11 protein-coding genes are annotated in these 14,284 nt (G+C 62.4%); 6 read left to right on the top strand and 5 right to left on the bottom strand.

Going from position 1 to position 14,284, the window contains the following annotated elements:
- The first annotated feature begins 66 nt into the window (after positions 1-66).
- The 6 genes from EV665_RS16670 (at position 67) to katG (ending at position 7,361) form a co-directional block, all read left to right on the top strand.
- Positions 67-1,062: an aromatic/alkene monooxygenase hydroxylase subunit beta gene (locus tag EV665_RS16670; protein WP_245507743.1), complete on the top strand. Its 996-nt coding sequence runs from the start codon at positions 67-69 to the stop codon at positions 1,060-1,062.
- A gap of 19 nt (positions 1,063-1,081) precedes the next feature.
- Positions 1,082-1,450 (top strand): MmoB/DmpM family protein, encoded by a 369-nt coding sequence (locus EV665_RS16675; protein WP_133034964.1) that lies wholly within the window; start codon positions 1,082-1,084, stop codon positions 1,448-1,450.
- Between the two features lie 70 nt (positions 1,451-1,520).
- Positions 1,521-2,543 carry an amidohydrolase family protein gene (locus EV665_RS16680; protein WP_133034965.1) on the top strand — a complete coding sequence of 341 codons (1,023 nt, stop codon included), beginning with the start codon at positions 1,521-1,523 and terminating at the stop codon, positions 2,541-2,543.
- 3 nt (positions 2,544-2,546) lie between these two features.
- A complete protein-coding gene (locus tag EV665_RS16685) occupies positions 2,547-3,350 on the top strand; it encodes an iron-sulfur cluster assembly protein (RefSeq protein ID WP_133034966.1) in 804 nt (267 codons plus the stop codon).
- A 63-nt stretch (positions 3,351-3,413) separates the two neighbouring features.
- Positions 3,414-5,048 (top strand): molecular chaperone GroEL, encoded by a 1,635-nt coding sequence (gene groEL, locus EV665_RS16690; RefSeq protein ID WP_133034967.1) that lies wholly within the window; start codon positions 3,414-3,416, stop codon positions 5,046-5,048.
- A gap of 132 nt (positions 5,049-5,180) precedes the next feature.
- Complete coding sequence (gene katG / locus EV665_RS16695) at positions 5,181-7,361, top strand: catalase/peroxidase HPI (protein ID WP_162853088.1); 2,181 nt, start codon at positions 5,181-5,183, stop codon at positions 7,359-7,361.
- 137 nt (positions 7,362-7,498) lie between these two features.
- Here katG and EV665_RS16700 read toward each other — a convergent pair whose 3' ends face one another.
- The 5 genes from EV665_RS16700 to EV665_RS16720 form a co-directional block, all read right to left on the bottom strand.
- Positions 7,499-9,571 (bottom strand): sigma-54-dependent Fis family transcriptional regulator, encoded by a 2,073-nt coding sequence (locus tag EV665_RS16700; RefSeq protein WP_133034968.1) that lies wholly within the window; start codon positions 9,569-9,571, stop codon positions 7,499-7,501.
- A gap of 65 nt (positions 9,572-9,636) precedes the next feature.
- Entirely contained in the window at positions 9,637-10,134 is a 498-nt protein-coding gene (locus EV665_RS16705) for a hypothetical protein (RefSeq protein ID WP_133034969.1), read from the bottom strand.
- A 388-nt stretch (positions 10,135-10,522) separates the two neighbouring features.
- Positions 10,523-11,512 (bottom strand): extracellular solute-binding protein, encoded by a 990-nt coding sequence (locus EV665_RS16710; RefSeq protein WP_133034970.1) that lies wholly within the window; start codon positions 11,510-11,512, stop codon positions 10,523-10,525.
- Between the two features lie 48 nt (positions 11,513-11,560).
- Positions 11,561-13,201, bottom strand: a complete 1,641-nt coding sequence (locus EV665_RS16715; RefSeq protein WP_133034971.1) for an ABC transporter permease — start codon at positions 13,199-13,201, stop codon at positions 11,561-11,563.
- Positions 13,198-14,262: an ABC transporter ATP-binding protein gene (locus tag EV665_RS16720; RefSeq protein ID WP_133034972.1), complete on the bottom strand. Its 1,065-nt coding sequence runs from the start codon at positions 14,260-14,262 to the stop codon at positions 13,198-13,200. Before EV665_RS16720 ends, EV665_RS16715 begins: the two co-directional genes overlap by 4 nt.
- Positions 14,263-14,284: the final 22 nt, after the last annotated feature.

The raw sequence follows: 14,284 nt of genomic DNA on the forward strand, positions 1-14,284 counted from the left end.
GCTCGGGCTTAAGCCCTCCCGGCGGTCTCAGGCCGGCGCCGCAGTGGCCGACTTTTGCTCCGCCCCGTGGCCGGTTTTTACTCCGCCGTTGACACGAGGGCTCAGCGCGCCACCCATTACGAGGATGTCACCGTCGACGTCCAGCCGGATCCGGAGCGCTATCTGATCCAGAACTGGATCATCTCCTTCGCCAATGGCAAGGGCGCCTATGTGAAGGAAAACACGGCGGCGCGCAGCTCCAACTGGCACGCTTTCCGCGCGCCCGACCAGGAATGGGAGCGCACGCACTACCAGCGCCAGTCCAAGATCGAGACGATGGTGCAGAGCGTGATCGCCAATGCGCGCCGGGCGGGTGCGCCGAAGACCTTCGACAAGGTCTGGACCAAGATCCTGCAGGCGCATCTGGGCGCCTGGAAGCATGCGGAATTCGGCCTGGGCACCTCGCTGATGCAGGCCCAGCGCTACGGCTATACCCAGATGATCAACAATGCCACGCTGACCAACTCGTCCTACAAGTTGCGGCTTGCGCAGGACATCACGCTCTATCTTGCCGAGATCGGCATGGATATCGCGGGCTGGGACGACGAGCTGGGCAAGAAGCACTGGCTGGAGGACGGCGTCTGGCAGGGTACCCGCGAAGCGGTCGAAACGATCATGGGCACGGCGGACTATCTGGAGCAGTATTTCGCGATCAACATCGTGTTCGAGCCCCTGGTCGGCGAACTCTTCCGGTCGGGCTTCCTGATGCAGGCGGCCGCCGCCAACCACGATTTCATCACCCCGCCGGTGATTTCGGCCGCCGAAGCGGACTACGAACGCAATCTCGCCAACACGATCGACCTGATCTACCTGCTGGCGAATGACGACCTGCATGGGGAGCAGAACAAGAAGCTGTTCCAGGGCTGGGTGACCAAGCATGCGGCGCTCGCCGACAAGGCGGCGCTCGGCCTGCAGCCGATCTGGTCCATGCCCCATTCCAAGCCCATCGCCTTCACCGACGTCAGGGCCCAATCCCAGGAGCGGCTCGCCCGGATCCTCGGCGAACTCGGCCTCAAGCGCTAAAAACCAGGGAGACATGCACATGTCAGTAATCGCACGCGACAATTCGCACGACAACATCTTCAAGTCGATGAAGGACATCACCTTCGAGCAGACGATCTCGCATCAGTGTGGTGTGACCATGAACGACTCGGTCGAGGCACGCGCTATCGCCGAGTTCATGAGCAAGAAGCCCGGCGTCATCGTCACCTACCAGCCGGCGATGATCCGCATCGACGGCGATGGCAAGCTGATCTTCAAGATGGATGAGATCAGCGAATATCTCGGCCGCGAGATGACCGCCGAGATATTCGAGGTCAACACCTCCACCCACTATGGCCGCATGGTCCGGATCGACGACAACACCGTCATCCTGTTCGGCAACATGGACGAGGTCTTCGACTACATCTGAGATGGGAGGTTGCGGCGCGTTCCGATCGGGGCGTGCCGCACGGTCGTGGATCATTCGAGAGGAGCACAAAATGTATATCACACCTGAAGGCAAAGAGATCTTCGTCATCGACGGCCATACCCATTTCTGGGACGGCAGTCCGGAGAACCAGCGCAACATTCATGGCAAGCAGTTCGTGGAGTGTTTTTACGCCTATCACACCAATCTCAGCCCGAAGGATCAGCTTTGGGAGAAGAGCAAGTTCGAGAAGTACAGCGCCGACGATCTCTATCACGACCTGTTCATCGACGGGCCCGACGACGTGGCCATCATCCAGTCGACCTATCTCAAGGATTTCTACAGGAACGGCTTCAACACCATCGAACGCAATGCCGAGGTCGCCAAGCGTTATCCGGAGCGCTTCATCGTCAACGGATCCTTCGATCCCCGTGATGGCGAGAAGGCGCTCGAATATATCCATTTCATGAAGGAGACCTACGACATCAAGGGCGTGAAGATGTACACGGCCGAGTGGAACGGAGCCTCCAAGGGCTGGAAGCTCAACGATCCCCAGGCCTACAAGTGTTTCGAGCTCTGCGAGAAGCTCGGCATCAAGAACATTCACGTTCACAAGGGGCCGACCATCATTCCGCTGTCGAAGGATTCCTTCGATGTCCATGACGTCGACTATGCCGCGACCGACTTTCAGAACCTGAACTGGATCATCGAGCATTGCGGCTTGCCGCGGCTGGACGATTTCTGCTGGATCGCGGTGCAGGAGACCAATGTCTATGGCGGCCTCGCCGTCGCCCTGCCCTTCATCCATTCGCGGCCGCGTTATTTCGCCGAGGTCATTGCAGAGCTGCTTTTCTGGTGTGGCCCGGACAAGATCCTGTTCGGCTCGGACTATGCGATCTGGACGCCGCGCTGGCTGGTCGAGAAGTTCTGGGCCTTCGAACTGCCCGAGGATATCAAGAAGGAACGCGGCGTCGACCTGACCCCAGACATCAAGGAGAAGATTCTGGGGCTCAATGCCGCCCGCCTCTACGATATCGACATTGCGGCCAAGAAGAAGGCGCTGGCAGGTTCACCCTTCGGCATTGCGGCGGAATAGGCCATGAGTGTCGTCAGTCTCAAGGAAAGCCGCCAGGGGGAACTTTGGCGGCAACTCGAAAGGGTCAACGATCCCGAGCTCGACGAGCCCGTGACTGAAATGGGCTTTATCGAGAGAGCCGAGATCGGCGCGGCCGGCCATGTGGAGGTGGATTTTCGCCTGCCGACCTACTGGTGCTCTCCAAATTTCGCTTTCCTGATGCTGGAGGACATCCGGAAAGCGCTCGAGGCGTTGTCTTGGCGGCCGCGTTTCCGGATCACGCTGCATGACCACATGTTTGCCGATGAGGTGAATGCCGGAATTGCGGCGGGGAGTAGCTTTGCCGACATTTTCGACGCGCTGTCCGACACATGTGATCTCGAAGCGATCCGGGAGACGTTCCGGGTAAAGGCGTTCAAACGCCGGCAGGAGGCCGTCATCCTGGATCTTAAGCAACTCGGCATCGCCGATGGCGAGATCGTTCGCATGAGCCTTGCCGCATTCGACACCCTTGTCGGCGGAAGTGATGCGGCGCGCAGGAACAGGGCACGCTACCGCGAGGCGCTCATGCAGCGCTGGCCCGGGCTCGGCCCGCTCGATGCGGTCATCGTCATGGAAGACGGAAGGCGTATCGATGTCGATGCGCTCGGCGCCCGTCTCGCCGATCTCCGCAGCGTGCGGATCAATATGGAGTTCAACGGCGCCCTGTGCCGTGGACTGAAGGACACGCGCTACAAGGAACTGAGCGTGGTGGACGGAGAACCCACGCTGGTCGATTTCATCGCCGGCCGGGTACCACCTCGCCCCGAGCATTCACCGCGCAGTTAAGAAACGGCCTCCCGGGAAAGAGGCTTCCGTCAACGAACCGCCAGCCAGGCGGAAGGAGGAACCATGTCCAAACTGATGCTACACAATTCCGATGCCCGCCGGGCGCTCGCCCGCGGCATCGGCCGTCTCGCCGCAGCCGTCGAGCCGACGCTCGGGCCGCGCGGGATGAATGCGATGATCGATCGGCCGATCGGTACGCCGATGGTGACACGCGACGGCGTATCGATCGCATCCGAGATCGAGCTGTCCGACCGGTTCGAGAACATGGGCGCGCAGGTCGTTCGCGAAGTTGCCATGCAGACGAACGAGATCGCCGGCGACGGCACCACGACGGCGATCGTGCTGGCAAACGCACTGGTGCAGAAGGGTATCGAGGCCAACGAGCGCGGAGCCAAGTCGGTGGATCTCTGCAGGGGCATCGATCTGGCGATCGACAGGATCGTTGAGGCGCTGAAGGCGAAGGCAAGGCCCGCCACGGGCAATGGCGCGCTCGCTGCGGTCGCCAACATCGCCGCCACCGACCCCAGGCTCGGCGCCCTCGTCGCCGAAGCCTATGAACGCGTCGGCGCCAAGGGCGTCATCACCACGGATTTCAGCATCACCACCGAAACGACGCTGGATGTGGTCGAAGGCATGTCCTTTGATCGCGGATACCTCTCCCATCACATGGTGACCGATCAGGAGAAGATGGAAGCGGTGCTCGAACACCCGCTGATTCTCATGACGGACATCAAGATCAGGGAGCCATCCTCTCTCGATGCCGTTCGCGCGATCGCCGACAAGGTCGGGCGGCCGCTCCTGATCGTGGCGGAGGAAATGGCGCCGGAGGTTGTGGTGACGCTTCTCGGCAAACAGGGGCCCGGCAAGTATCTTGTCGTCCATCCGCCGGAATATGGCCATTGGCGCCGGGCGATGATGGAAGACCTCGCGATCCTGACGGGTGGCCGCGTGATCGCCCGCGATCTCGGTGGACGCATCGAGGATGTGACGGCCGACGACCTCGGCTCGGCCGAGCGCGTGCGGACCAGTTCGAGCCATACCTCGATCATCCGCGGCGGCGGCGATCATGCGGCCATCGCCGCACGCCGGGCTCAGGTCCAGCGGCAGTATGACATCGCCCCGCCGAACATCGAACAGGACAAGTTGCGTGAGCGGCTGGCCAAGCTGTCCGGTGGAACGGCGGTGCTCTATGCCGGCGGTGTGACACCGGTCGAGCAGAAGCGGACGATCCAGCTCATCGAAGATTCGCTGCATGCGGTGCGCGCGGCGGCGGAGGAAGGCGTGGTCGCCGGCGGCGGCTCGGCGCTTGCGCAGATAACGCCCGCGCTCGACGAGCTGCTTGCGAGCACGAGCGGTGATGTTGCGGAGGGCGTGCGCCTCGTCAAATCGGTCCTGACGCGGCCGCTGTGGCGCATTGCGACCAATGCAGGCGCTGACCCGGAAGCGATCGTCGCCGAGGTCACGCGCGTGAACAGCGGCTACGGCTACAATGCTTCGACCGGCACCTACCAGAACATGATCGAAGCCGGGATCATCGATCCGGTCCGCGTGACCTACACCGCGCTCCGCAATGCCGCGTCGGTAGCCAAGCTCATCCTGACCACCGAGACGCTGATCGGAGATCTTGCCGAAAATGAGGAAGACCCAACGGCGGGTCCTGCTCTGGGTGGTGGAGCGGAGAAGCTCGGCCGTCCCTAAGGCCAAGCACGACGACGAGTGACGAACCCGGCGGAAATCGTCCGCAAAGGGATCCTGGAGGATTTCGGCCGGCTTCCACACGTCTTGCAACCTCGAAACGATAAACATGTCAGACAGGAACAGGAAATCGCAATGGACCAGAAAACCGAGACGACGGGCGGATGTCCTGTCGCCCATACGCATAACGCTCATCGTGGCCGAACGAATCGCGACTGGTGGCCGAACCAGCTGAATGTCCAGGTGCTTCATGGTCAGTCTTCGCTGTCCGACCCGATGGGCGAGGCTTTTGACTATGCGGAAGAATTCAAGACGCTGGATTTCAGCGCGCTGAAGCAGGACCTCCATGCGCTGATGACCGATTCGCAGGACTGGTGGCCGGCCGATTTCGGCCACTACGGCGGTCTCTTCATCCGCATGGCCTGGCACTCCGCCGGCACCTATCGCATCACCGACGGTCGTGGCGGCGCAGGCCAGGGCCAGCAGCGTTTCGCACCGCTCAACTCGTGGCCTGACAACGTCAACCTGGACAAGGCTCGCCGCCTTCTCTGGCCGATCAAGCAGAAATACGGCAACAGCATTTCCTGGGCCGACCTGCTGATCCTCACCGGCAACGTCGCGCTCGAATCGATGGGCTTCAAGACCTTCGGCTTTGCCGGCGGCCGCGCCGACGTCTGGGAACCGGAAGAGCTCTATTGGGGTCCCGAGGGCAGCTGGCTCGGCGACGAGCGCTATAGCGGCGAGCGTGAGCTCGCGGAGCCGCTCGGCGCTGTGCAGATGGGCCTCATCTACGTCAACCCGGAGGGGCCGAACGGCAATCCGGACCCGCTGGCTTCCGCCCGCGACATCCGCGAGACCTTCGCCCGCATGGCGATGAACGACGAGGAAACCGTTGCGCTGATCGCCGGTGGCCATACCTTCGGCAAGACCCATGGCGCCGGTGACCCGTCCCTCGTCGGCGTCGAGCCGGAAGGCGGCGCGATTGAGGACCAGGGCCTCGGCTGGAACAGCAGGTTCGGTACCGGCAAGGCGGGGGACGCGATCGGCAGCGGCTTCGACGTCACCTGGACGCAGACGCCGACCAGGTGGAGCAACTACTTCTTCGAGAACCTGTTCGGCTTCGAATGGGAGCTGACCACCAGCCCGGCCGGCGCCAAGCAGTGGAAGGCAAAGACCGCCAACGCGTCCATTCCGGATGCCTTCGACCCTTCGAGGAAGCATGTGCCGACGATGCTGACCAGCGACCTGGCCCTGCGATTCGATCCGATCTACGAAAGGATCTCGCGCCGCTTCCTTGAAAATCCTGCCGAATTTGCCGATGCCTTCGCCCGCGCCTGGTTCAAGCTGACCCACCGCGACATGGGGCCGAAGGTTCGTTATCTCGGTCCGGAAGTTCCGGCTGAAGACCTGATCTGGCAGGACGTCATTCCGCCCGTCGATCATCCGCTGGTCGACGATGCCGACATCGCAAGGCTGAAGGAAAAGGTTCTTGCCACCGGTCTTTCGGTGCAGGAGCTGGTCTCGACCGCCTGGGCGTCCGCTTCGACCTTCCGCGGCTCCGACAAGCGCGGCGGGGCCAATGGCGCGCGCATTCGCCTCGAACCGCAGAAGAGCTGGGAAGTCAACCAGCCCACGCAATTGGCCAAGGTCCTCGGCGTTCTGGAAGATATCCAGGCGGACTTCCAGTCTGGTGGCAAAAGGATCTCGCTGGCCGACCTGATCGTGCTGGCCGGTGCCGCAGGGATCGAAAAGGCCGCCAGGGCCGCTGGCCAGCATATCGACGTGCCGATCACCCCGGGCCGCATGGACGCCACCGACGCGCAGACAGATGCGGCATCCTTCGCCGCCCTCGAGCCTCGTGCCGACGCTTTCCGCAACTACGTGAGCAGCACCCGCAAGCAGTTCATGAAGGCCGAAGAAGCGCTCATCGACCGTGCCCAGCTTCTGACGCTCACCGCGCCGGAAATGACCGTCCTTCTGGGCGGCCTGCGCGTGCTGAAGGTGGGCCAGCCGGAGCACGGCGTTTTCACGGACAAGCCTGAGACGCTGACGAACGATTTCTTTGTCAATCTGCTCGACATGGGCACGGTCTGGGCCCCGATAGCCGGCAAGCAGGGCGTCTACCAGGGTACGGATCGCAAAACAGGTGCCGTCAGGTGGACGGGTACCCGTGTCGATCTGATCTTCGGCTCGCACTCGCAGCTTCGCGCCATCGCCGAAGTCTACGGTCAGTCGGATGCCAGGCAGAAGTTCGTGAAGGATTTCGTCGCCGCTTGGAACAAGGTCATGAACGCCGATCGCTTCGATCTCGTCTGATCCATAGGACCGGTTTCAGACCCTTGACGATGCAGCGCCATTTGACCGGTTGAATGGCGCTGCTTCTTTCATGTGGGAATGCGATCAGATCCGAGATCGGAACTCTCTGTGTCGCCGGATGCCATTGTCGCACGACCCTAAATGAAGCCGCGCCGGATTCCGAACTTTTCAAGCTTGCGATAAAGCGTCGGACGAGACACTCCAAGCCGGAGCGCCACCCGACTGAGGTTCCCGTGCTCGGCAATGAGAGCGTTCTGGATCGCTTGCCGTTCGGCATCCTCGAAACTCAAGACGGGGGACGCTGAACCAGGCGCGCCGTCGGATGTCGAGCCTTCATGCGCGGATGCCGGATGCCGCATGACGATCTCGGGGGGAAGATCGCCGAGATCGACAAAGCCTCTGTTTAACAGGATATGCAGCCGTTCGACGAGATTGCGCAACTCCCGGACATTGCCTGGCCAGTGGTAGGCCAGCAGCGCGTCGAGGGCTTCGTTGGAGAAATGCAGCGGGAAGCCGTTCTTCTTGGCCGCGATTTTCCGGTTGAAGTGTTCAATCAGAAGAACGCTGTCGGCGCCGCGCTCCCGGAGCGGCGGAACGTGGATGGACACCGTGCTGATCCGGTAGAAAAGATCCCTGCGGAAACGGCCGGCATCAACCTCTCGTTTCAGGTCTCGGTTTGTGGAGGCGACGAGACGGACATCCACCGGCCGCGGACGACTGTCGCCAAGCCGGTGCACGACCCTTTCCTCCAGCACACGCAGCAGGAATGGTTGAATATCGATCGGCATTTCGCCGATCTCGTCAAGGCTCAGCACGCCACCATTGGCGAGTTCGAAAACGCCCGCTTTGCCCTCCCTGGAGGCGCCGGTGAAGGCGCCAGCGGTATGTCCGAACAATTCGCTGCCGAACAGTTCCTTGGTGATCGCCCCGCAGTTCAGTGCGATGAAGGGGTTGCTGGCGGATTTTTGACTGCGGGCATGGATAAGCCGGGCGAACAGTTCCTTGCCGACACCCGTCTCGCCTTCGATCAACAGCGAGGTCACATCCTCCGTCTCGCCGACACGGCAAGCGACATCGATGGCCGACAGCAACGCCTCGCTTTCGCCGATGATAAGCGAACGATCGGTTTGCAGGCGCTGTGGCGCGGTCACGTTGCCAACCGATACCGCTCTGCTCTCGATCTTCGGAAAGACCAACGCCACACCGCGGACGTCGCCATCCAGTTCCAGGGGACAGACATTGCAGGATTGCATGTCCCGGGGCAGGGAGGTGGCGACGCTGTCGAGGAAGCCGGAGCTGCTCAGCTCCGGCAATCGACAGTTCCGGCCATCCTGACGAACGGTGTCTCCAAATCGCTTCTTGTCCTTGAGCGGCACGTTGTTGCTGTAAACGGCGCGCCCATGGCGGTCGACGATCATCAGGCCATCGCTGGATCGGTAATTGCGTGTCGAGGAAATGAAGGCTTCGAGAAGCCGCATCCGCTCTTCATTCTGGGAGTCGGCCAATGCGCGCTCGATTTCCCGGGCCGCAGCGGTGACCAGCGCGATGTTGTGCGGCCGAAAAATGTCGGGATGGCCGGAGAGGTCGACGACGCCGATGATCTTGCCGTCGAAGGGGTCACGGATCGGCGCGCCGGCGCAGGTCCAGCTCTTGATGCCTGCGCAGAAATGTTCGGCGGCATGCACGAAAACGGGCTCGCCCGTCCAAAGCGCCGTGCCGATGCCGTTCGTGCCGACGACGTCTTCGGTCCATTTGCCGCCAATGCCCAAATGAATATCCATGCCGTCGAAGATCGTTTGTTTGTCGCCGATGGCGTCGATCAGAATACCCTCGCCATCGGCGAGCACCAGCATGGCACCGGTTCCTTCGAGCATGCGCCCTATGACCGAGAAAGGAAGCTGCGCGGCACGAACCAGTTCGGAACTGCTTCTCGTGAGCGCCTCGACCACATCTCTGTCAGCCTCGAGCGGCGCCTCATGGCGTTGGGCATCAATGCCGCCCCGCGCGCACCGATGCCAGGAATCATTAATCGTCGAGCGGACCGGCAGCGACGACCCAGAGGGTTCCACCCTGCCTTCCAGCAGGGTTTCCCACGCCTTCATCGTTTTCAGTTCGTCGTAGGCCTGATGCAACGTGACATTGCTGGAGATTATACCGTCGATATGCGGTGACGATCCGGAATTCTCTGATGGATACGCATCTTGTTTCATACGGCTATCATAGTCCACGCTAGAGGGAACTTGACGTCAGGCGCCGGATTTTACCTATGGCGGGTTCAGCCATACGCTCCTTGTATTTCGGGAGGAATTTCAAGCCGTGTGCCGATGTCGAGGGCCAGATCCCCGTCCGTGTAGGCTGTGCCCAGCAACACGCCGTCGATGTCGGCCAGTGCCTCGGTCACCTCACCGTCCAACGGTGCGATGAAGCCGTTTGCTGCCGTTGCCAACCTGAAGATCCTCACGCCGCGATTTTCGCGAATCTCTCCGAAAAATTGCAACTGCCGTCCTGAACCGACGTCGACAGCGATGACACGGCCGTTGGCGGTTACGCGGATCCTCGGTTCTGGTTCGGGCGCAGGCTTTGGGCCGCTGCCGATATGGATGATCAATCCTTCAGCCTGCGGCACCTGTTTTGGCTTCTTCGACGCTGAATAACGACCATTGCTCAGTTGATCCGCCAGTTGGGTAATCACGCCGCGATTCTGCTCTATCAAACGCTTCACGTGAGCATCCTCACGCCGCGGGCCGTCCTGCTTTGAAAAAATCTCGACCATGTGAATCCTCCCAGATCCGCAATCCTCGGCGCCTATGAATGGTAGAATAGCAGCGCTCCTCATCGCCACTAGCCGTTCGCTTTTTTTTGCAGGGCGCGCCGCTCGAACGAACGCCAGTCACTTTTGTGACAATCCACTATAAAGTATTCTAACATAGAAAAGTGGTACAGGAGGGCTCCTTCCGTGAATTTGCGCCCTTGGCTGTCGCTCACCGCGGTCGCGCCAACCTGCATGGAGCCGCTTCGCGCATTCCACCACTTCCCGCGACTGCCCAGGAACGGTCCGTCGATCCGCGTCGACGTCCTGCGAGCCAACAAGGCCACGCCCATTGAAAAGGGGCCAGCCGTCCTGATGACGGCCGGCCCCGCTGATGGGAGGGTCGCGGCGATCAGTTCGCGCCGGCGGCGGCGTAGGATTGCCAGGTCTTCAGGAATTCGTCACGCTTGTCGGCGGCTTCCTTCTCGTCGATGTCGAAGACCTTGATGGCCGACATTTCCGGCAGCTTGACGATCTTCGAGACCTCGATGTCGCTTCGGCTCGGGCGGCGGAACGAGGTTTCCAGGAGCGCCGTCTGGGTTTCCTTTGACATCAGCACGTCGAAGGCGGTCTTGGCCGCATCGCCGCCCGGCGCGCCCTTGACCAGGCCGGCGAAGTCGGCGGTGATGAAGGTGCCGTCCTCCGGATAGACCAGCTCGATCTCTTCCTGGCCGCCGTCGACATAAGGGTAGGCATTGGCCTCGAAGGCGAGGCCCACGGCATATTCGCCCATGGCGACGCCGCTCTGCACGGCCGAGGAGGACGAGCTGACCGCGACATTGGCGGCGAGCTTCTTCAGCTCCTCGTCGCCGATCATCTTGTGCAGGCCCCACAGGATCGTATAGCCGGTCGAGCTGTTGGCCGGGTCGGCGACGACGATCTTGCCCTTCCACTTCGGATCGAGCAGGTCGGTCCAGGTCCTGGGCGCCGGCAGGTCGCCGAGCTGGTCGGTGTTGACCATGATCACCACGACATGGACATTCGCGGGCGTGTAGAGGTTGCCCGGATAGCGCAGCTTCTCCGGGATGGCGGAGAGTTCCAGGGATTCATAGGCCTGGAACTGGCCTTCGAAGGCGCCGACCGTGTTGAAGCTGGAGCTCCAGAAGAGATCGCCCTGGACGTTCGAGGCTTCCGCCTCCAGACGGCGCAGCAAGACGCCGCTGCCGCCGGTGATGGAGTTGAGGCGGATGTCCGGCGCCTTCTCCTTCAGCGTGTTCGCGACGGCCTCGATGGCCTGCTCCGGATTGGAGGAATAGAGCGTGACGGTCTTTTCCTGGGCGAAGGCCGTGGTGCCGGCGGCAAGCGCGAGGATCGCGGCGGCGAGGGTCGTGTGGATCTTCATTGTTTCGGTTCCTCTCTGTTTGTTGGATCGACTTGTCTGGATTGACCTTCACTTCGACGCGAACACGTCGATCTTGAAGACTTTCGTGGCGACGATGATCGGGATGATGATCACGGCGATGAGGACGAGGCCGTAGGCCGAGGCATAGGCCATCAGGTTGCTGCCGATCAGCCGGAAGACCTGGATCGTCAGCGTCTCCCGCCCGCCGGAATAGACGAGGATGGAGGCGCTGAGTTCGGAGACGCTGGTGGTCCAAGTGAGGATGGCGGCCGAGGCGATCGCGGGGCCCATCATCGGCAGCACCACCTTGAAGAAGGTGCGCAGCGGCGGCGAGCCGAGGCTGATCGAGGCTTCCTCGATGGAGTTCGGGATGTTGTGCAGCGTCGCCTGGGCGCTGCGCATGCCGAAGGGAAGGCGCCGCACGAGGAGGGCGAGCACCATGATCGTCGCCGTGCCGGTCAGCGGCAGCCAGCCGGAATTGAACGACACGACCAGGCCGATGCCGAGCACCGTGCCGGACAGCGCCAGCGGGATCGACGAGATATAGTCGAGCCAGGGCGTGACGGCGTTGCGCTTCTTGATGATGAGGTAGCTGACGAGCGCGCTGAAGCAGATGCCGATCAGCGTCGCCGCGCCGGCATAGATCAGGGAATTGACCAGCGGCTGCGGCGCGTTGATGAAGACGCGCTCCATGTTGGCGAGCGTCCAGTTGCCCCATTGCATGACCGGCCCGCGCGACACCGTGAAGGCACCGACGGCGATGACGGCGAGCGGCACGAGCGAGACGATGACGATGAAGCTGGCGGCAAGCCCGATGACCGCACCCCGCCAGCCGGTGATCGGGACTGGCCTTGCGCCGCGGCCCTGCGCGATCTCGAACCGGCCGCGCGAGACGATCCAGCGGTTGAGGAAGAGGATCAGCATGACCATGACGACGGAGACCGTCGCGAAGGTGCTCTGCATGACGGGCGCCGCTCCGCCCTCCGAGACCGCGGCCTGGTAGGTGACGACCGACAGCAGCGGCAGCCGGTTGGCGAGGATCATCGAGATCGCGAAATTGCCGACGACCATGGTGAAGACCAGGAGCGCGCTGGCGAGGATCGAGGGCAGGATGACCGGCAGCATGACCTTCATGCGCGAGCGGGCGGGTGAGGTGCCGAGGCTCTGGGCGGCTTCTTCAAGGGTCGAATCGAAGCCGCTGATCGCGGCGACGGTGCCGATATAGACATAGGTGTAGTAGACGAAGGTCATCACCGTGACGAGGCCGAACCAGCCGTAGAAGGTCGGCAACTGGATGCCGATGTCGCGCAGGAAGCGGGTGATGAGGCCATTGTTGCCGAGCGCCATCAGCCAGGTCTGGGCGGAGATCACCTCCGGGATGACGAGGGTGATCAGCGGCAGGAGCGCGATGATCGACTTGCCGAAGAAGCGGTAGCGCGCCGTGACATAGGCGAGCGGCACGCCGATCAGCACGCAGGTGCAGGTGACGACCGAGGCGAGGATGAGCGCGTTGAGGATGGCGGTGAGGCCGCGCGGGTCGGCCAGCAGCCGGCTCCAGCCGTTCTGGTCACCGGAGACGCTGGCGGTCAGGATGTTGGCCACCGGATAGACGATGAAGACGAGGAGCGCGACGAGGGCGGCGAGCGAAAGCCACAGCCACGGGGCGCGAAGGTCGGAGGCCCTGATCATGACGCGATCACCATGGCCTTGGAGGGATCGATGGTGGCGATGACGTCGGTGCCGATCTCGAAGCCGTCATGGTCGTCGCCGTGGGAATCGACGTTGATGAGCGTCTCGTCGGGCAGTGCCAGCTTGTAGCTCGTCTTGCCGCCGAGATATTGCCGTTTCACGACGCGCCCCATGAGCCCCTGCATCTCGGCGGATGTCCGCGGCTTCAGCCGCAGGTCCTCGGGGCGCATGATGAGGATGCCGTCGCGGCTCGTGCCGGTAAGCGTGTTGCGCGCAAGGATCGCGGCATCGCCCAGCATGATGCGGGCCGTGCCGTCGGCATTGGCCTCGGCGACCGTGACGTTGATGCGGTTGGCCGCGCCGACGAAATCGGCGACATAGGCGGTGCGCGGCGTCGCATAGATCTCCTTCGGCGTGCCGAGCTGCTCGACCTTGCCCTTGTTCATCACGCCGATCCGGTCGGACATGGACAGGGCCTCCTCCTGGTCGTGCGTGACGAAGACGGTGGTGATGTTGGCTTCGCGCTGGAGATCGGAGATCGTCTCGCGGATCTGGATGCGCAGCTTCGCATCGAGGTTCGACAGCGGCTCGTCCATCAGCAGGACCTGTGGCTTGATGACCATGGCGCGGGCGAGCGCGACGCGCTGGCGCTGGCCGCCGGAAAGGGCGGCCGGGTGGCGGTCCATGACGTGGCCGAGGCCGACATGCTCCAGCTCGTGGCGGACCTTCTTCATCATCGCCTCGCCGCTCTCGCCGCGCGCGCGAAGGCCGTAGGCGACGTTCTCGGCCACCGTCTTGTCGGGAAACAGCGCATAGTCCTGGAACACCATGCCGATATTGCGCCGGTGCGGCGGCAGCCGGGTCACGTCCTGCGACTGGAAATAGATGTTGCCCTTTGCCGCCTGCACGAAGCCGGCGATGGTGCGCAGCAGCGTGGTCTTGCCGCAGCCCGAGGGGCCGAGCAGGGTGAAGAAGCACCCTTCCGGTATCGTCAGGCTCAGATCGGCGATGACGTCCATTCCTCCGTAATTGACGTAGAGGTTCTTGATATCGATCCCCATGGTTCTTCTCCCGGTTCGTTCA

This window comes from Shinella granuli (assembly GCF_004341885.1).
GTDB classification, from domain to species: domain Bacteria; phylum Pseudomonadota; class Alphaproteobacteria; order Rhizobiales; family Rhizobiaceae; genus Shinella; species Shinella granuli.